We start from the raw sequence: 18,421 nt of genomic DNA on the forward strand, positions 1-18,421 counted from the left end.
CCTCCTTTTAAAAAATTGAATCTATCCTTTCAAACCCTCTTTTGTTGAAACCCACTTCGTTACATCATTAAAGTGTTTTCGAGCACTTGCAGGTACATCTTTTTCTGGATATCCAATATAAAGAAAACCTAATACCTCTCCGTCTTTGGGGAGTCCGAACAATTCTTTCATCAGTGGATCATACGTTGGCTTTCCTGTTCTCCAAAACCCTCCCAAACCTAGTGCATGAGCAGTTAAAAGCATATTTTGAATAGATGAATACACAGCACCATATTCTTCTTTAGCAATTACTTTCGGGTCGTCCGCGGGCTCAGCAGCCACCACAATTACAGCGGGGGCTCGGAATGGCTTTTTCATTCTTTTAGCTAATTTCTTCTGATTAACTTCTGTTGATGGATCGTCCATATCTTTTTCAGCAATTTTTGCTAATACTTCTCCTAATGGTTTCCTTCCCTCACCAGTTAGTACAAAAAAGCGCCAAGGCTCAGTTCTGTGATGACATGGAGCCCAAGTTCCGGCCTCGAGAATTTGCTCTAATAATTCTTGAGGAACAGGTTTATCTGAAACTAGCCCCACACTTCTTCTTGTTTTGATAGCTTCTAATACGTCCATTATGATATCCTCCTCAAAAGGTATTTCTTGTATATTGTTAGTATATGATTGATTCATATGAAAAAGGATTCACATATAGTTTACTATACATGAACCCTTTCAACTACTAATATCTATTTTTTAAGAAACGACGTCGTATCCTTGGTCCTCAATCGCTTCATTCATTTCAGATTCACTAATACCGTCTTCGTAAGTGACATTTACTTTACCTGTTTCAAGATCAACGTACACACTTTCCACACCATTTAATTCTTTAAGTGCTCCTTTAACAGCTTTTTCACAATGCGCACATGTCATTCCTTCAACTTGTATCGTTTTAGTTTGCATGATAAATTTCCTTCTTTCTTGATCATTTTTGAATTTTGACTCGTTTCAAACGTAATGAATTACTTACAACACTTACTGAGCTAAATGCCATTGCTGCTCCTGCTAACCATGGAGCTAGTAATCCGGCAGCTGCAATAGGAATACCAGCTGAATTATAAAACAAGGCCCAGAATAAATTTTGGCGAATATTCTTCATCGTTTTTGTACTAAGTTCAATCGCCTTAGCAATTAAATTCAGATCACCACCTAAGATGGTGAGATCAGCTGTTTCAATAGCTACATCAGTTCCTGTACCTATAGCGATCCCAATATCAGCAGTAGCGAGAGCTGGTGCATCATTAATGCCATCTCCCACCATTGCTACACGCTTGCCCTGCTGCTTGATTTGATCAATATGGTATGCCTTCTCTTCAGGGACGACTCCAGCTATAACGCGATCAATTCCCACTTCCTCAGCGATAGCCTGAGCTGTTCTTTCGTTGTCACCCGTTAACATAATCAATTCCAAACCCAAGCTTTTTAATGTCGTTAAAGCTTCTTTTGACTCTGGTTTTACTTGGTCGGCGACGGCGATTACACCTGCTGTTTCATTATTAACAGCAATTAGCATAGCCGTTTTCCCTTGAGACTCCCATTGTTCCATCGTTGTTTCATACTTGGAAAAATCAATTCGTTCTTTCTCCATTAATTTTCTTGTTCCCACGAGAACTCGTTCGTCTTGAATGTCAGCTGTAATACCATATCCAGGTATAGCTTCGAACTGATCTACTTGCAGCAGTTCACTATTGTTTGCGCGACCATATTTCACAATTGCATCTGCAAGAGGATGTTCTGATTGAGCCTCCGCGCTCACTAACAGGTTAAGAACTCGTTCATTCTCCTTAAGAAAATCGGTTACCTCTGGTTCCCCTTTGGTAATAGTTCCAGTTTTATCAAAAACAATGGTTTCAAGCTTGTGGGTCGTCTCGAGATATTCGCCGCCTTTATATAAGATCCCCATTTCAGCACCTTTCCCCGTACCTACCATAACAGAAGTTGGTGTGGCTAAGCCAAGAGCACAAGGGCAAGCGATAACTAACACAGCGATGGACGCTTCAAGTGCTAAAGCTAAGTCACCCGGGCTGATCACAGTAATCCAAAGGATAAAGGTTAACGCGGCAATTCCAACAACAATCGGCACAAAATATCCTGAAATGATATCAGCCAGTCGCTGAATCGGTGCCTTAGAACCTTGGGCCTCTTCTACAACTTTTATAATATTGGACAGTGCAGTATCTTTACCCACCTTGGTTGTTCTCATCCGGACCGTTCCATTTTTGTTAATCGTTGATCCAATAACCTGGTCATTTATTGACTTTTCTACAGGAAGAGACTCCCCGGTAATCATGGATTCATCTGCAGTAGTTCTGCCTTCCACAATGATTCCATCGACTGGGAATTTTTCTCCTGGCTTAACGAGTACAAGATCATCAACTTGAACTTGATCAACAGGTAGACTGATTTCTTTTCCATTTTTCAGTACTGTGGCTTCTTTAGCCTGAAGGTTTAATAGTCCTGAAATCGCCTGGGTAGTACGCCCTTTTGCAACAGTTTCAAAATATTTACCTAAAAGGATTAGTGTAATTAAGACGGCGCTCGTTTCAAAGTAGAGATTAGGTACAACATTGGGATTAATTAAAAATCTAATCAATTCGGCTACACTATAGAAATAAGCAGCACTAGTACCAAGCGCAACTAAAACGTCCATATTTGCTGTCTTGTTGGAAAGGTTTTTATACGCGCCTTTGTAAAACTGCCAACCGATGACAAACTGAACGGGTGTTGCTAACGCTAATTGAAGCCATGGATTCATGAAAGCATGAGGCAATGGTAAACCGAACAAATGATCTGCCATCGTCATTAAAAGCGGTAGTGATAGTACAGCGGAAATCAGTAGTTTTATCCTTTGCTGTTTGATCTGCTGCTCTTTATGGGATTGCTTGCTTTCACGATCTCCACTAAGTTCCGCATCATAACCTAATTTTTGTATTCGTGCGATGATATCCTCTATCTCCAATAATCCAGAGCGGTATTCCACCTGCCCTGTTTCATTGGCCAAGTTAACAGATGCCTGCTCGACTCCATCCATTTTGTTTAAAACTTTCTCGATTCTTGTTGAGCAGGCAGCACAGGTCATACCGGTAATATCCAGCTCAACGGTTTCTTTCTCAACACCGTAACCAAGCTTATTGATTCGCTCCTCGATCATGTCAGGATCAGTTTGACTAGGGTCATATTGAATGGTGGCGTTTTCCATAGCTAAATTGACTTGCGCCTCGATTCCTTCTGTTTTGTTAAGTACCTTTTCTATTCTTGTAGAACAGGCGGCGCAGGTCATGCCGGTAATTCCGACATTTATTTTCTTTTGTTCACTCACGAGCCATCCCCCCTTTTTTTTACTTGGAGAACTGCTGAATAACTTTCATTAGCTCATCAATAGCTTCTTCGCCTTCACCCTTTTTTATGGCACCGGCAACGCAATGATGGGTGTGTCTTTCTAACAAGGAATACCCTACCTTGTTTAAGGCATTATTTATAGCTGAAATTTGTACAAGGACATCCACACAATAGCGATCATTTTCTACCATCTTTTGGATGCCCCGTACTTGACCTTCAATTCGTTTCAGACGATTGATAACAGCCTGTTTTTCATCATCTGTCCTTGGAGTTAATGGTTGTTTTCCACTATTTTCAGGTAATGTATGCTCATCCATTTATGACGCTCCTTTCTTATCTACATATAATATACCCCATACAGGTATTATCAGTCAACAAATTAAAACTATGTATTTTAATGACTATTGAAGTTTAACTTAATACTGATACGGGGTATATAAACATCGTAAGTCAGATGAGAGGTGATTAGATGTTAGAGGTTATTTCATGGATCGCATTAGGAATAGGAGTGATAAGTTCCTTAATTGTTATCATGGATATTATCAAACATCCACAAATGATGACAATCATGAATGTAGTATGGCCCATTAATGGTTTATTCTTTGGGCCTTTCGCTTTATGGACTTATTTTAAATGGGGGCGGCTAAAAGCTAAAAACCTCGAACTCGAGGACAATCGAGGCAGATCCGCAAAGGTATTCGTGTCCACAAGTCATTGTTCAGCAGGCTGTACCTTGGGGGATGCTGTAGGTGTACCCATTGTTGCTTTAACAGCCATGACTATTGCAGGGTCAACTTTATTTGCTCATTATACAGTTGAATTTATTTTAGCCTATGTGTTCGGTATTATTTTTCAATTTTATGCGATCTATCCAATGAATAAAAAGCAGGGTATCATAGGATCGATAAAAGAAGCAATTAAGGCCGATTCCTTTTCTTTACTTGCATTTGAAATAGGCATGTTCGGATGGATGGCCATTGTTCATTTCTTGATTTTTACGGAACCTCCAAAGCCAAATCAACCTACTTACTGGTTTATGATGCAAATTGCCATGGTTTTAGGGTTTCTAACTAGCTACCCTGCCAATTGGTTATTAGTTAAAAGAGGAATTAAAGAAGAAATGTAGTTTTAATTTTTCTAAGTAGGATATAGTAATACAAAACATACTATAGGAGGGTATCTTAATGAGTCACCAACAATACCAAAGTTTAATTGAAGTACTTCATGAATGTATGGAAGCTTGTAATCATTGTTTTAGCTCATGCCTTAAGGAAGATCACGTAAAAGCAATGAGTGAATGTATTCGAAAAGATCGTGAATGTGCTGATATTTGCTCGTTTTTTGAACAGTCCCTCACACGAAATACACCTTATGTAAAAGAAATCGCACATCTTTGTATTGCAGCTTGCCGTGATTGTGGAGAGGAATGTGCTAAACACGACCACGATCATTGTCAGGCGTGTTCAGAGGCATGTAGAAAGTGTGCGGATGAGTGTGAGAAGCTCGTTTCATAAGAGTTAAAAATCTGACAGGAAAATACGACCCTGTCAGATTTTTTACCGAGAACACCTGAGGAAGCTGTTTTTAATTGATTGCTGTCAGCGACCGCGATCCAAAATGGTGTTCGAATGAACGCTGACAACCTCTGCTTCAGGACCACCAAGACTTATCTCTAATCATGTTTTATAACAGTTTGGCCATCTGATTGTACGACTTTACCTTCTTTCATGAGCTTCCCAAGGGCTCTTTTAAAAGCTGATTTACTAATATGGAAAGTGTCTCTGATTTCATCGGGCTGGCTTTTATCGGTGTACGGCATTACGCCGTCATGTTCAACTAGATAATCGTATATTTGTTCCGCATCAGGGTCCATACTATACTGTTTTAAAGGCCGTAATGAAAGATTTAAAGTACCATCATCTTTCACATCGATTACTCGTCCTTCTATAGTTTCGCCTAATCGGGGTTCGACTTTCCGTTCAAAAGGGTGAATAAATCCACGATAACCTTCTTCTGTAAGAACAAAAGAACCAGCTTTAGTAGATCGATAAACACGACCTACAATGGTTTCATTTACTAAAGTTTTTGGAGCAATAGTAAGGTCCTCTAGTACTTCCCCTTCTGAAATGGGTTCTGCGAAAACTCTTCCTTTCTTATCTTTCTCTAAACTTACAAATAACCAATCTCCTGTTTTGGGCCAGGCACCTTTCAGTGCCGGCAAGTGGTCTTTGGACACAAGGAACTCTTTATCCACTCCAATGTTCACGAACGCACCCAGGTTACTCACCACTTCTTCTACCTCTGCCCAGCCATAGGTGTCTAAACGGACTTCAGGCAAAAACATTGTTGCAGTCAGCGCCTTATTTCTGTTCGCATAAACAAAAACGGTTACACTTTCTCCTACTTCCTCAATTTCTTTATTTACTTGATCATGTGGAAGTAAAACTTCTTCCTCATCTTTGCTGATTATAAATCCTTCAGCTATCCTTTTTGCTACGTTCATGGATTGGATTGTACCAATTATAGACTCTTTCATATCTACACCTGCTTTTCCATTCTGTTTTTTTAGTTCAGAACCTACGCATATCGAAATAGTTATTTCTCTCTTTCAGCTATATAGTCTGCCAGTAGCTGGTAAGACCGTTTCTTGGCGTTAAAATCAAAGATATTCGTAATAATAAGAAATTCATCAGTTTGATAATCATTTTTTAATCTTAAAAGCTCTTGATAAACTTTCTCCGGCGTACCAATAATCGCTCTTTGCCGATTACGTGTTATTTTTTCAAGTTCCCTGGCTGTAAAGGTATGATTCTTTACTTCTTCTATAGAGGGGACGCGAGTTTCCAACCCCTTCTCTACTTGTAAAAGCCACATATCCTGACTCAACGCAAGTTCTTCTGCCTCTTTCATTGTCTCGGCACAAACAACGAATACACACGCATTTACTTTTGGATGTTGTAACCCTTCTGAAGGTTTAAACTTTTCACGATATTCAGTCAGAGCCTCAACAGCATGTGCAGGATTAATAAAGTGTCCAAATGTAAAACCTGTCCCATTAATAGCCGCGTGTCTTGCTCCGCGTTCAGAGAGGCCCAATACCCAAATATCAGGATTAGTCGTTGTATGAGGTCGAGCTGAAACTCCATAGTAGTCGTGTGTTTTTGGTATGGTGCCATTCAAAAACCATTGTAATTCCTTCACCTGTCTCGAAAAAGAACTTAACGGTTTATTCACCCCATCTGTTAGCGCTGCTCTCGTTCTCTGACCTCCCCCAGGTGATCGGCCTAATCCTAAATCAATCCGGCCAGGAAATAAAGCTTCCAATACTTTAAAAGTTTCGGCTACCTTGAGCGGGCTGTATTGCGGTAAGAGAACGCCACCGGAGCCAAGGCGGATTCTAGAAGTTTGAGAAGCTATTCTGGTTATCATAATTTCAGGAGAACTAACAGCTAAGCCATTTGTGTTGTGATGTTCAGCAACCCAGTACCTATGATATCCCAGTGACTCTGCCCATTGAGCCAATTCGATGGAATGCTGCAGTGCATCTTCAGCTGTTTGGCCCTTTGAGATCGGACTTTGGTCTAGCACACTTAACTTCATAATGATTCCCCTTTTATTTCTTTACACTAGTACTAGTATGTACGGGTATATTTCATTCTACTGATAAACTTCGTTCATTATCTGATGTAAAATAGCCAATTGTTCTTCGAATAAAATTTTGTATCGTTTCTTTAGTACATCAAATTCTTCTTTCCCTTCATCTGTTAAGGAATACCAATAGACTTTCTGGCGTTTTTTTTCATATGATTTATAACCGTCTTTCCTATGAAGGAGACCTTCTTCCGTCATATCATGCAACGTATCAAGTAAAGTTGACGGGGCCGGAATCCAATTGTTTGTTAACTTATGAAATTCTTCTTTAAAATGTTCGCTAATCATTGGTTGACGAACTTGCAGCAAATGCATAATATAAAACTTAGTGAATTGAGCTGCACTCATATTTAAAGCGAATTTTTTCGGGTTATTTTTATGCGACAATGCAACCTCACCCCTTTTGTGTTATACATTCATTTTATAATAAAAAGGAGTGGGTTTGTCTACTAATAAGGACATTTGTTCGGTTATTGATATGTTTTTTATTTTACGTTTCGGAGTTGCTACTAAGTATCAATCAAGAGTCGTTAAAATGTTCATAAAAGTGTTCACGTTTTTTCGATTTTGAAGAATAATTATTTGTGCGTGATGACAATGTTGTTCTATTGCCGTTATAGCTTTGACCTTTTTTGTATTTGGATAGTCCCATACATATTTAAGAAATGACAGCTCCATCCGTTCAGGGCAGCCTGGTGCGAGATCTACTCGCGTTCTCCCTATATGTCTCAACCAGCGTGTAAGGACACTGCGTAAACAAACATATCGATTAATATTTAGAAAAATAATGATATCAGCCAGCTGTAATCTTGGCTCCCATACACCACTATAGTTCCCTTCAATCACCCATTCTTTCTTTTGCAGGTACATATCTTGTTTCTCAGCTAATTCCTCCAGGGTAGATTCTTTCCATCCTGGTTTCCAAAATAGCCGATCCATATGTACAACACTGTATTGAAAAGCCTGACCGATTTGCTTTGCTAAGGTAGATTTTCCTGATCCAGCTGAACCAATGATAGCAACTCGCTTCATCTTGTTCCCCTCCATGTAATTAGAATGACACGGCGCTAACTTATACTTATCATTTGCTTAGAAGATTGCACTCACAAGTTCATATACTCTTACATAGTTTATCAGTATCTGCATTGTAATAAAAGAAATGTCGTTTTTTGAAACTTATGACACTAACCTTTCGTCTATAGTAATGAAACCATTCATTTTTGCAAGAAAAAAACTCACCATTGTGGGGGCAATAGTGAGCTTTTCTCCTTGACTTTCTATTTAATTAAGATCGCTTTTTTACTTATTCACTTAGAACCTTTACAGTTACACTTTGTCTTCCAAAGTTTAATGCATCTTGACGGTTTGGCATATATACATCAATGCGATTTCCGTCAATTGCTCCACCAGTATCACCGGCAATAGCCACTCCATAACCTTCAACATACACTTTAGAACCTAATGGTATAACATCCGGATCTACAGCGATTACTTTCTGGTTAGGATTTGCATTAAGATCGATACCTGTTGCCGTTACACCACTGCAGCCTGTGCAATTAGCCGTATAAGCTGTTGCTTCTGCCGTGAATTCCTTAACTACGTCATTACTGGAAGATTGTTCACTGGACTGTTCTGCTTCAGCTGTAGTGTTTACTGGCTCAGCCTCTGGTGCTTCTTCCTGTTCAGGTGCCGGAGCTTCTTTCTGTTCTGGTTCTGGTGCTGGAGCCGGTGCTTCTGCTTTTTCAGGAGCTGGCGCTGAAGCTGCCTGAGCTTTCACTGCAAATTGATCACCAGGATGAATGAGTGTGCTTGAAAGGTTGTTCCAAGCCATTAATTGGTCTACAGTTATGCTATATTTTTCAGAAATACCGTAAAGGGTATCTCCTGATTTAACTGTGTACGTCTTGGATGTTTCTACTGTAGCCTCACTATTACCTGATACGGTTAGTTTTTGGTTCGGAACAATTAAATTTGAATTTAAATTATTCCATTTCTTAAGTTGATCAACTGTTACATTTTTATCATTAGATATACCCCAAAGAGTATCACCTTTATCGACTGTATATTCTTCAGCACTAACGGAAGTTGCAAATGCTCCTGTTAATGCAGCAGTAGCAGCTAGAGAGAAAACTGATTTTTTCATAGATTTATGTCCTCCTCTTAATTGATGAGTTGTTTTAACCACAATTAAGATACTACCAGATATATAGATTTTTTTAAGAACAAACAGCTAACAGTTTCTTTTCAACTGTGACACTTTTTTTGCACTGAAGTTACAAAGTAGGCATTTATCTCTATAAAATTACTATAATTTATATCTATTAGTCTTACAATGTCGAATAACGGGTCTCGTTTTATACTTTTCAATAGGAAAATTTAAATATTATTGAAGTGTCAACAGACTTTCCAAAGAAAAAACCTGCTCCATTGTAGTGGAGCAGGTTTTTTGTATGAAATCATCTATTCTGATAAAGCAGCTACCTGTTTCTGAACAGCTGGATCTTGTAAATACTCATCATAAGACATTTCTTTATCAACTATACCTTGAGGTGTGACCTCGATAATACGGTTAGCTATAGTCTGGATGAATTCATGGTCATGAGAAGCAAATAGGATCGATCCTTTAAAATTTATTAATCCTTTGTTTAAGGAAGTAATTGACTCAAGATCCAAATGGTTTGTCGGCTCATCTAACAGAAGAACGTTTGCTCCTGACAGCATCATTTTAGACAGCATGCAGCGAACTTTCTCTCCTCCTGAAAGAACATCTGGTTGTTTCAAGGCTTCTTCACCAGAGAATAGCATGCGGCCTAAAAACCCTCTAAGGAATGTTTCGGTTTCATCCTCCGGTGAATATTGTCGCAGCCATTCTACTAAGTTCATATCAGATCGTTCAAAAAACTTGGAGTTATCTTTAGGAAAGTAGCTCTGGGAAGTGGTTATTCCCCACTTAAACGTTCCTTCATCAGGTTCAACTTCCCCCATAAGGATTTGAAAGAGTGTTGTTTTTGCTACTTCATTGCTCCCTACGAAAGCTATTTTATCGTCTTTATTCATCGTAAAATTTACATTATTTAAAACCTTTACTCCATCAACCGTTTTGGATAGATTTTCTACCGTCAATAAATCATTTCCAATTTCTCGATCTGCTTTAAAAGCAATATAAGGGTATTTTCTTGATGAAGGCTGAATATCATCTAGACTTATCTTTTCAAGCAATTTTTTTCTTGAAGTGGCTTGCTTAGATTTCGATGCATTTGCACTAAATCGAGCAACAAATTCCTTAAGATCTTTAATTTTTTCTTCTTTTTTCTTATTTTGTTCCTCAGCCATTTTCTGGGCCAGCTGGCTTGATTCATACCAGAAATCATAGTTCCCGACATATATTTGAATTTTACCAAAATCTAAATCGGCAATATGTGTACACACATTATTTAAAAAGTGTCGGTCATGGGAAACTACAATAACGGTATTCTCAAAATCAATTAGGAAATCTTCGAGCCACTGAATGGCTTTAATATCTAAGTGGTTTGTCGGCTCATCCAGCAAAAGGACATCAGGGTTGCCAAACAGAGCCTGTGCAAGAAGAACCTTGACCTTTTCAGAACCGGCTAAGTCTTTCATTTCCTTATCATGCAGGTTCTCAGTAATTCCAAGTCCGGTTAATAAACGGGCAGCTTCAGACTCTGCTTCCCATCCGTTCATTTCAGCAAATTCACCTTCGAGTTCAGCTGCTTTCATTCCGTCCTCTTCTGTGAATTCGCCTTTCATATAAATAGCGTCTTTTTCCTGCATGACATCATAAAGTCTTGTATGACCCATAATAACAGTTTCCAGAACCTTATACTCGTCGTACTCAAAGTGGTTCTGCTTAAGGACAGCAAGCCGCTGGTCGTTCTTTAAAGAAACATCTCCTGTTTGCGGTTCTAGTTCCCCACTTAATATTTTTAAAAATGTAGATTTACCAGCGCCATTGGCTCCAATTAATCCATAACAATTTCCAGGCGTAAATTTTATATTAACATCCTCGAAAAGCTTCTGATCGCCAAAACGAAGACTAACATTAGTTACATTTAACATAACGAATCCTCCAGTATCTCAGTGTATAACATTCAAATTATATCATTCATTATAATGATCGAATAGGCTTTTTATTAGTTTTGTATTGCAATTTCGGTGTTTTCACTTATCCATTCATTAAATAGATGGAAATCTGCTTCAACTACACTTTGGTAATAAGCGGACCACACCATGAGCTGCTGAATAAATTGAGTCCTATTCGACTCAATCTCATGAAGAATCGCTTCTTCACTGTGATGATCCATCAAGCCGTCTTCGATATCTACATCAGCACGAGCATGAATTTTCGCTGTGATTTTCGCCATTGTCTTAACCGTGTCCACCATGGAATCAAATTCCTGTAAATCATCATCCCTTAACTCGTTGGTGAAAAGTGACCGCTCCCGGACATAAAAATCATGTCCGTTAAATGTCAGATATCCTAAATAAGGATCGGCTTTGTGATGCATCGCCTGCTGGGTATGAACAACTCTTCGACCTTGATGTTGATTGTCTTTCCAAAACGTCTCATCATAAGGAAAAAAGTAAGCAGGAATAGGTGTTCTTGCTTCTTTAGCTTCCAGAATAATATTACTATTACCCTCGCCTGCAATCATAATATAATATCTTTCAAGTCCTGTCGATCCAATCCCGTCTCCTGCCTTTTTCTTGACATCCTTAACAGCATAGAATTGCGGCTGTCTTTTGATGTTAGATGGAATGGATTCGATATAATCTTCCCATATACGGAGAAACTCCTCTTTTTCCTGATGTGATAAGTCAACTAAGTTATCATCATTGATCGCAGTCTGGATGGAATCAAATTGAGATGCTGAGGATTCTTCTTCAGTTGAGGTCCACTCCTCTTCAAGGTTATGAAGGACGCTCTGGATCGGGCCAGTCGTGTTAGCTTTCGTAAACTGTAAGTGAACGGGATCCTCTTCTCCAGAATGGAACCTTTGCAACTGACCGATATAGTCGTTTAAAAATGACTCCACAAACTCTTCCGTATCATCCTCAGTATAGCCGTGTTGATTGCTCATTAAACGAATGCTGACGACCATACGCAGCACATCATATAAATAAGATCCAAAATATCCCTCATCAAAATCATCTACGTCAAACACAACTTCTTGCTTCTCATTTTGAAAAGCACTGATATTATCGAAATGAAGATCTCCTAATAACCAGGTAGGTTTGTTCTCAGGTGTATGAAACGTAAAAGGAAGACCTGTAACGTCATAGTAGAATAAGTAAGCACTTCCTCTAAAAAAGCTGTAAGGATCCTTGCTCATTTTCCTATACTTGTGCCTTCTATCTTCATGCGACAATCCCATTAGCTTGCCGTCAAACTGATTAAAAATAGTAGCTAAGAGTTGCTTTCTCAAATACCTTTTTGTTTCTGTTATTTCGTTTCGAATGCCTATACTCATTGTTTCACTTCCTTTTTCGATGAATCCGATCCGTCCCCCAGTATAAAAGCACAGTTTATAATGTACAAAAAAAGTACCTTCAGCCTAAAATACTTAAATATATACCATGCCGCCCCGTTAGGCGAGCAGCATAAAAAAAGACCCTCAAATGAGAGTCCTTCACTATACTATGACTTGTAATATAAGCTGTTATTCTCTACTACTTGAAGCACTTTGCTGCTTGCTTCCATTTCATTTCCGCAAATCGGGCAAATTGCTTCTTCATTTGTTCTGAAGTTATCTCTCATCCAGCAGTTGCAATCGTCTGATTTACATACCCAAATTTTTGTTTCTTCTTCAACTATTTCAGCCTGGTTCTTTTTACCGAATGCCATACGTTTCGAAACCTCCTCTGGACATGAAAGAATTATGTAAAAGAGACTGACTACCACTCGAGTCAGTCTCTTTCCACCTTATAATTTAGTTACATTAGCAGCCTGTGGTCCACGGTTGCCTTCAGTAATCTCAAATTCAACAGCTTGGCCTTCTTCTAGGGATTTAAATCCCTCTTCTTGAATCGCGCTGAAGTGAACGAATACATCGTCTTCTCCTTCAACTTCGATAAATCCAAAGCCTTTTTCAGCGTTAAACCATTTTACTGTACCAGTTTTCATAAAAATGGGTCCTCCAATGTTTCTTAAAATTAATATGCGTTCCATAAAAAATGAAAAAAATCACATATTATAAAAAGTACCAATGGGCATTGATCACTCTTTGTAATAGGTGATTCATTATATGTTTGGCACAAATTAATATTATCTATTATCATACTATAGTTCACCGGTGAAGTCAACTTCAGGCGCATACACCTGCTCTATTCATTCTATCCATAAAGTCTGAATTTTATACGTACTTTTTAAACTTTTTCAATCACACCACAGGCAATTCTCTTGCCAGCATCCCCGCTAGGTTGAGACTGATAGTCATCAGGACCCTGATGAATAATAACAGCTTTCCCTATAATATCTTCAACATGAAATCGATCCGTGAAGAATATCATTCTTGAACGTCCTTGATTAGAAAATAATACAGGAAAGTCTCCAGCATGATTGCCATGAGGCTGATCATCAGGATTCCAGTGTCCGCCAGCAGATTGGAAGGGATTTTCACCATCACCAATTTCACATGCTCCATTTTCATGAATATGAAAACCATGTGGTCCAATCTGAACTCCATTTTTTACTTGAAAATCAGGAAGGCCCTCTACCTGAACAAATACCTCCACTCCGTATGGTCGTTGATAAAATTGCACAACCCCTCTTAGTTCAGGAGCAAGCGGACTGCTTTTAAAACTTACTCGTGCCTGCTCAGCCTGATAAGTAGGTCTTGTGGGTGGATATGGATGTTGATAATACATGGCATCTCCTCCTTTTATACCAATATATGTAGCGAACCTTCAAAACATGTCCTTTCAAATTTACATCAATATCACGATGTGCTACACTCCATTTAATGTCTCAACAAGTAAAAGGAGAGATGACATGAAAAAAATATGGATCACATCATTAATCGCTGTACTTGCTTTATTTAGTTTGGCTGCCTGCTCAGGAGGAGATAATTCTGAAAGTAGTAAAAAAGATGAAAGCGCTAAGAGTGAGAAGAGTGAAGGTGAGAGCAAGACAGGTCCTGTTGCAACCGTAAACGGCCAAGAAATTCCGCGTAAGGAGTTTAATCAACAGCTGGAAGGTACTAAACAACGATATAAACAAATGGGTATGAAGATCGAAGGTAAAGAGAAACAAATGGAACAAGGTGTTGTTAACCAACTAATCGGCATTGAGCTATTAAGTCAAAAAGCGACGGAAGCAAATATTAAAGTATCAAAGGAAGAAGTAGAAAAAGGATATGAACAATTTGCCTCCAAATTTCCCTCTGAGGAAGAGCGAAAGAAAGCCCTTGAAGAAAGCGGCATGACCGAAGATAAGGTGAAAAAGCAATTAGAGGAAAATATCAAAATTCAAAAATATGTAGCAGAAAATACGAAAGAAGTTACAGTAAGTGACGAAGAAGCCAAGAAACAGTATGAGTCTATGATGAAAGGTCAAGAAAATGCTCCTAAATTCGAGGAAGCCAAAAAGCAAATTAAACAGCAAATCAAGAGTCAAAAGCAAGGTCAGCAAGTTACAAAGCTTGTCGAAAAACTTCGTAAAGAAGCAGATGTGAAAGTGACCCTATAACTATATAAATACAAAGAAGATCCTGGAACGAACAAGTCCAGGATCTTCTTTGTATTTATCATACGATTTTCTTTAATTTATCATGCTGCTCTTGCAAATAAGTCACGTTAACAGGGTGCTTCAGGCTATACGTGAGCCTGTTGAAACTGTGATCTAATTCCTTACGCCAAGTGTCTCTGGCCGCTTGTAAAGAAAGGTGACATTGCTCTATATAATACTTTTCTATAGTATATTTTACCTTGTAAATCGCATCATGAAGCGGCGTGCTTACCCGCTCACTGAACTTCTCCTTCATCCGCTCCTTCTCATTATGCTCAAAAAATGATTTTGTTCCTTTAAATAGTTGTAATACATCTGAAAGCTCTTTTTCATGAAGAGACAGTTTTTGATCTATAGAAGGTGGAGCAATCGTGTGCCATTCAATGTTGCTTAGTGTAAGCGAACGATTAATCCCTCGTATCTCTGTTTCATAATCCTTCTTATACTGATCTACTAACTCCTTAATAAATACTTCGATTCTAAGAGTTACAGCTTTTATTTCCTGGTTCATTTCAAATTCCACTTCGTTCAATAGTTCGCCTGCCGACTCCTCAATTTGTTCTTTAGCTTCTGAACGATCCCCCTTAATGACTGCGGGGTTAAAATGGTTTTTAAAATAATCATTGAAGTTTAACATCATTCGCTGGTGAACAAAGTGCAGTTGTTTATCCACTTTTTGTATGACTGCTTTTTCTCCTCTTGCTTCTGATTTTTGCTGAAGCACTTGCTGAGCTCGGCTTTGTTCATCCTCTAACATGGCAAGCTTCTCTTCCCTATCCTGCTCGCTAAGCCTGGCATGCTCGATAATGGTTTGTAAGGAAGATACCGCTTCGTTAAGATCATGTTCAATCGAATGATGGAGTACTTCTGTTAGTTCCTCTTGCAAAAATCGTTCAAATCGCTCTTCAAAAGGAAGTAAGCCGCTGTCGATTTTTTCATGGGTTTGCTTTTCCTTTAATCCTTGCAAACTTGATAACGAATAGATACGCGGTTTGCGAATTTGAAACTGAAGAAGCTGTTCCTGTAAATAACGTTCAACTTGTTGTTTTTCCTTCTCATTTTCAGCTAAATCTGCCGCATTGATAATGAAAAACATTTTATCCATAGAGAATGCATCCTTCACTCGTCCAAGCTGAGTTAAAAAGGATTGATCCGCTTTAGAAAACGGATGGTTATAATAAGTTACGAAAAGAATAGCATCAGCATTTTTAATATATTCAAATGATACATTGGTATGGCGGGCATTTACAGAATCTGCCCCCGGGGTATCCACAAGTGTTATACCTGCGCGTGTCCATTCACAATCATAATGAAGCTCCATCCACTCAATAAAGCATGATTTCTTCTCTTCTGAAACGAATGCCGCAAAACGATCCAACGTTATGGTCATTTCCTCATTAATTTTAGGAGCCATTTCTTCATAACCAGCCAGAAAAGCTTGAAGAAATGATCGTTTTTTATGGTCCAGCTTCTGCAGTTTATTTTCTTCTAAAGAAACAATGTCTTGATAGGCTTCTTCTATACCTCTGTAGCTTTTAAGAACTTTCTTACCAGCAAAGGCGAGGTCTTCCAATAACTGTTCTTCGCCTTTAACTCTGACAGTCACTTTCCCATGAGGATGCTGCTTTGATGAGGCTGTGATTTTATTGATCGTTGCTGTGGTTGGATTAGGAGATACCGGTAATACTTGCTCTCCTAATAACGCATTGGCAAATGATGATTTCCCTGCACTAAAGGCTCCGAATAAAGCTATCGTATATTGCTGGTGGTCAAGTCTCTGCTGTTTCCCGCGAAGCTGAGTGAGTAGATCCTCAAAGCCATCGATATTACTTAATATATTCTGTGCCTCGACAAGTTTATTGTGAATATGTGTCTTTTTCGTTACAGCTGTTTCTCGAGGTTCCTGATCTTTGTCTTGCTTTACTTCACTTGGCTTCGCTTCCTGGTATTCCAACTCATGACTGGACTGAACCCGTATACGTGAGTGCCGATTCCGCAGTGCGCGGTCAACTTGATTTTCGTTCTCTTTGCTAGGAGCTTGTTCGGTAAATGCATGCCGTAACCGCTGCTCGACTTCCTTAATAGCAGATTCCATTTCAGAAAGTTCTTTTTCTGCTTGTGATTTATGTTCATATGCCTTAAATAACTGCTGATGAGCTTTCGTTTCAGCTTCATTTCTCTGCTGTAGCAGTCTCTCTACCTGTTCCCACCATTGATTCAACTGGCTGCGGCCATAGCGTTGAATATCTTTAGCCAATTGATCGGTGTATCGAAGTACATACTCCCCCGTAACAGAAGCACCTGTTTCAATTAATTGTTGTATTCTGGATGGCGGATACTCAATACTGAAGGATTGTGTCTCATGAATGACCGTACTGTCGGCCATCGCATTTCCCTCGAGCAACTGCATCATCCGTTCACGTAACGGCCAGGTTACACTCTTTTCTATCGTCTGTTTTAATTGCTCATGGAAATTTTCAAATCGAAAATCTCGCTCTTCTTCCGTTTTCTTCTTCGTAAGAATAAAACCTATCCTAAAACCAGGCTGCATCGATTCCAAATATAAACGAGCATACTCCCGTAATTCACTTGGCATTAAATAAGCATTAGATAAAAATGCAAGCACTCTATTTTCGAATTGTTCTCGAGTTTTGGGTATTCTCTCCTTCTGAACATCTAATAAAGATTCTGCCTCACCGGCTTCTTGTTCCGCAATGATTTGATCATCATGTCTGATCTGGTTATAAAGGGTATCCATTTGTTCTTCATAAACTGATCTGTAATTACTAATGCTTTCATGAATAATGGCAGAAGCGTGATGTAAGGCCGTTTGACTTGGTGAAATGTTCTTAAACATCGCTCGGAAAGTTGCGCTGACTTGTTCAATTTGATTAGCGGAATGCGTTCGTTCTTTTAATGATGTATAAAAAATGTGCTCAGGCTCAATTCCCCACATATGCAGGGAATTCTCAACACTTTGCTGAAATTGGTTAAAAGTTAACTCCGCTTCATTATGTTTATCCACTTGATTAATAATGATGGCAAACGGAATCTGACGTTGCTGCATTTCCAGTAAAAAGCTTAGATTGACTTCAGATTGAACATGATTATAATCCATCACGTAAAACATGTAGTCCATCAAGTGCAGGGAAGATTCGGTAATTAACCGATCTGCATCCCGCGTTGAATCAACACCTGGAGTGTCTAATATTTTCACATGGGAAGGAATCTCCGCTAATGGCCGTCGAATATCAAGCCCGGTTATTTTTTCTCCTTCTCGGCACATTGCTTGGATGGTTTGAATATCAATCGATCCCTCATATTTGACCGGATCATGCTCACTGAAATAGGCAACCGTCGCTTCAGGTCCATTCGATAATTTAACGATGTTTGCACTCGTTGGAATTGGACTAGAAGGCAATATGGAATGGTCAACAAGATGGTTGATCATCGTTGACTTCCCTGCTGAAAAATGTCCGGCAAAGCCGATCATGATTTCTTGCTTGGTAACCTTTTCAATTAGTTCCAATACTTTATTAGCTTGGATCTGGTTATATTTTTCAAGTTCACTGTATAACGATTCTAACTTGGTAATCGTATTAGTATGGGCATCTACGGTGGATACAGACATGCTTTTAATCTCCTTTA

Annotated in this window: 18 protein-coding genes; 3 read left to right on the forward strand and 15 right to left on the reverse strand. The window is 39.0% G+C overall.

The features are described 5' to 3' along the window. Positions 1-21: 21 nt before the first annotated feature. The 4 genes from G6R08_RS00185 to G6R08_RS00200 all read right to left on the reverse strand — a co-directional run bounded on the left by G6R08_RS00185 (position 22) and on the right by G6R08_RS00200 (position 3,692). Entirely contained in the window at positions 22-612 is a 591-nt protein-coding gene (locus G6R08_RS00185; RefSeq protein WP_163526151.1) for a nitroreductase family protein, read from the reverse strand. Between the two features lie 120 nt (positions 613-732). Beyond that, positions 733-939 (reverse strand): copper chaperone CopZ, encoded by a 207-nt coding sequence (copZ, locus tag G6R08_RS00190; protein WP_163526152.1) that lies wholly within the window; start codon positions 937-939, stop codon positions 733-735. Positions 940-961: 22 nt separating this feature from the next. Further along, positions 962-3,355, reverse strand: a complete 2,394-nt coding sequence (locus G6R08_RS00195; protein WP_163526153.1) for a heavy metal translocating P-type ATPase — start codon at positions 3,353-3,355, stop codon at positions 962-964. 19 nt (positions 3,356-3,374) lie between these two features. Then, positions 3,375-3,692 carry a metal-sensing transcriptional repressor gene (locus G6R08_RS00200; RefSeq protein ID WP_079530046.1) on the reverse strand — a complete coding sequence of 106 codons (318 nt, stop codon included), beginning with the start codon at positions 3,690-3,692 and terminating at the stop codon, positions 3,375-3,377. Between the two features lie 152 nt (positions 3,693-3,844). Here G6R08_RS00200 and G6R08_RS00205 point away from each other — a divergent pair, with 152 nt between their 5' ends. Then, a complete protein-coding gene (locus tag G6R08_RS00205; RefSeq protein WP_163526154.1) occupies positions 3,845-4,501 on the forward strand; it encodes a DUF4396 domain-containing protein in 657 nt (218 codons plus the stop codon). Positions 4,502-4,559: 58 nt separating this feature from the next. Further along, positions 4,560-4,889: a four-helix bundle copper-binding protein gene (locus G6R08_RS00210; RefSeq protein WP_163526155.1), complete on the forward strand. Its 330-nt coding sequence runs from the start codon at positions 4,560-4,562 to the stop codon at positions 4,887-4,889. A gap of 158 nt (positions 4,890-5,047) precedes the next feature. Here G6R08_RS00210 and G6R08_RS00215 read toward each other — a convergent pair whose 3' ends face one another. From G6R08_RS00215 to G6R08_RS00260, 10 genes are all read right to left on the reverse strand, one after another. Further along, positions 5,048-5,911 carry a CvfB family protein gene (locus G6R08_RS00215; RefSeq protein ID WP_163526156.1) on the reverse strand — a complete coding sequence of 288 codons (864 nt, stop codon included), beginning with the start codon at positions 5,909-5,911 and terminating at the stop codon, positions 5,048-5,050. A gap of 59 nt (positions 5,912-5,970) precedes the next feature. Continuing rightward, positions 5,971-6,975, reverse strand: a complete 1,005-nt coding sequence (locus tag G6R08_RS00220; protein WP_163526157.1) for an LLM class flavin-dependent oxidoreductase — start codon at positions 6,973-6,975, stop codon at positions 5,971-5,973. Between the two features lie 57 nt (positions 6,976-7,032). After that, positions 7,033-7,413, reverse strand: coding sequence for a PadR family transcriptional regulator (locus G6R08_RS00225; protein WP_163526158.1), 381 nt, complete (start codon positions 7,411-7,413; stop codon positions 7,033-7,035). A 129-nt stretch (positions 7,414-7,542) separates the two neighbouring features. After that, positions 7,543-8,073 (reverse strand): NB-ARC domain-containing protein, encoded by a 531-nt coding sequence (locus tag G6R08_RS00230; RefSeq protein WP_338035416.1) that lies wholly within the window; start codon positions 8,071-8,073, stop codon positions 7,543-7,545. A gap of 256 nt (positions 8,074-8,329) precedes the next feature. Next, positions 8,330-9,169: a 3D domain-containing protein gene (locus G6R08_RS00235; protein WP_163526160.1), complete on the reverse strand. Its 840-nt coding sequence runs from the start codon at positions 9,167-9,169 to the stop codon at positions 8,330-8,332. A 317-nt stretch (positions 9,170-9,486) separates the two neighbouring features. Then, positions 9,487-11,106 carry an ABC-F family ATP-binding cassette domain-containing protein gene (locus G6R08_RS00240; RefSeq protein WP_163526161.1) on the reverse strand — a complete coding sequence of 540 codons (1,620 nt, stop codon included), beginning with the start codon at positions 11,104-11,106 and terminating at the stop codon, positions 9,487-9,489. Between the two features lie 74 nt (positions 11,107-11,180). Then, positions 11,181-12,518, reverse strand: coding sequence for a DUF2252 family protein (locus G6R08_RS00245; protein WP_163526162.1), 1,338 nt, complete (start codon positions 12,516-12,518; stop codon positions 11,181-11,183). 167 nt (positions 12,519-12,685) lie between these two features. Next, positions 12,686-12,892: a cold-shock protein gene (locus G6R08_RS00250; protein ID WP_163526163.1), complete on the reverse strand. Its 207-nt coding sequence runs from the start codon at positions 12,890-12,892 to the stop codon at positions 12,686-12,688. Between the two features lie 78 nt (positions 12,893-12,970). Continuing rightward, entirely contained in the window at positions 12,971-13,171 is a 201-nt protein-coding gene (locus G6R08_RS00255; RefSeq protein WP_079530056.1) for a cold-shock protein, read from the reverse strand. Positions 13,172-13,413: 242 nt separating this feature from the next. Further along, positions 13,414-13,914, reverse strand: coding sequence for a superoxide dismutase family protein (locus G6R08_RS00260; RefSeq protein WP_163526164.1), 501 nt, complete (start codon positions 13,912-13,914; stop codon positions 13,414-13,416). 124 nt (positions 13,915-14,038) lie between these two features. Here G6R08_RS00260 and G6R08_RS00265 point away from each other — a divergent pair, with 124 nt between their 5' ends. Continuing rightward, entirely contained in the window at positions 14,039-14,734 is a 696-nt protein-coding gene (locus G6R08_RS00265; RefSeq protein ID WP_163526165.1) for a SurA N-terminal domain-containing protein, read from the forward strand. 58 nt (positions 14,735-14,792) lie between these two features. Here G6R08_RS00265 and G6R08_RS00270 read toward each other — a convergent pair whose 3' ends face one another. Then, a complete protein-coding gene (locus tag G6R08_RS00270; protein WP_163526166.1) occupies positions 14,793-18,404 on the reverse strand; it encodes a dynamin family protein in 3,612 nt (1,203 codons plus the stop codon). Between the last annotated feature and the right edge of the window lie 17 nt (positions 18,405-18,421).

The organism is Halobacillus ihumii (assembly GCF_902726645.1).
In the GTDB taxonomy this organism is placed as follows: Bacteria; Bacillota; Bacilli; order Bacillales; family Halobacillaceae; genus Halobacillus_A; species Halobacillus_A ihumii.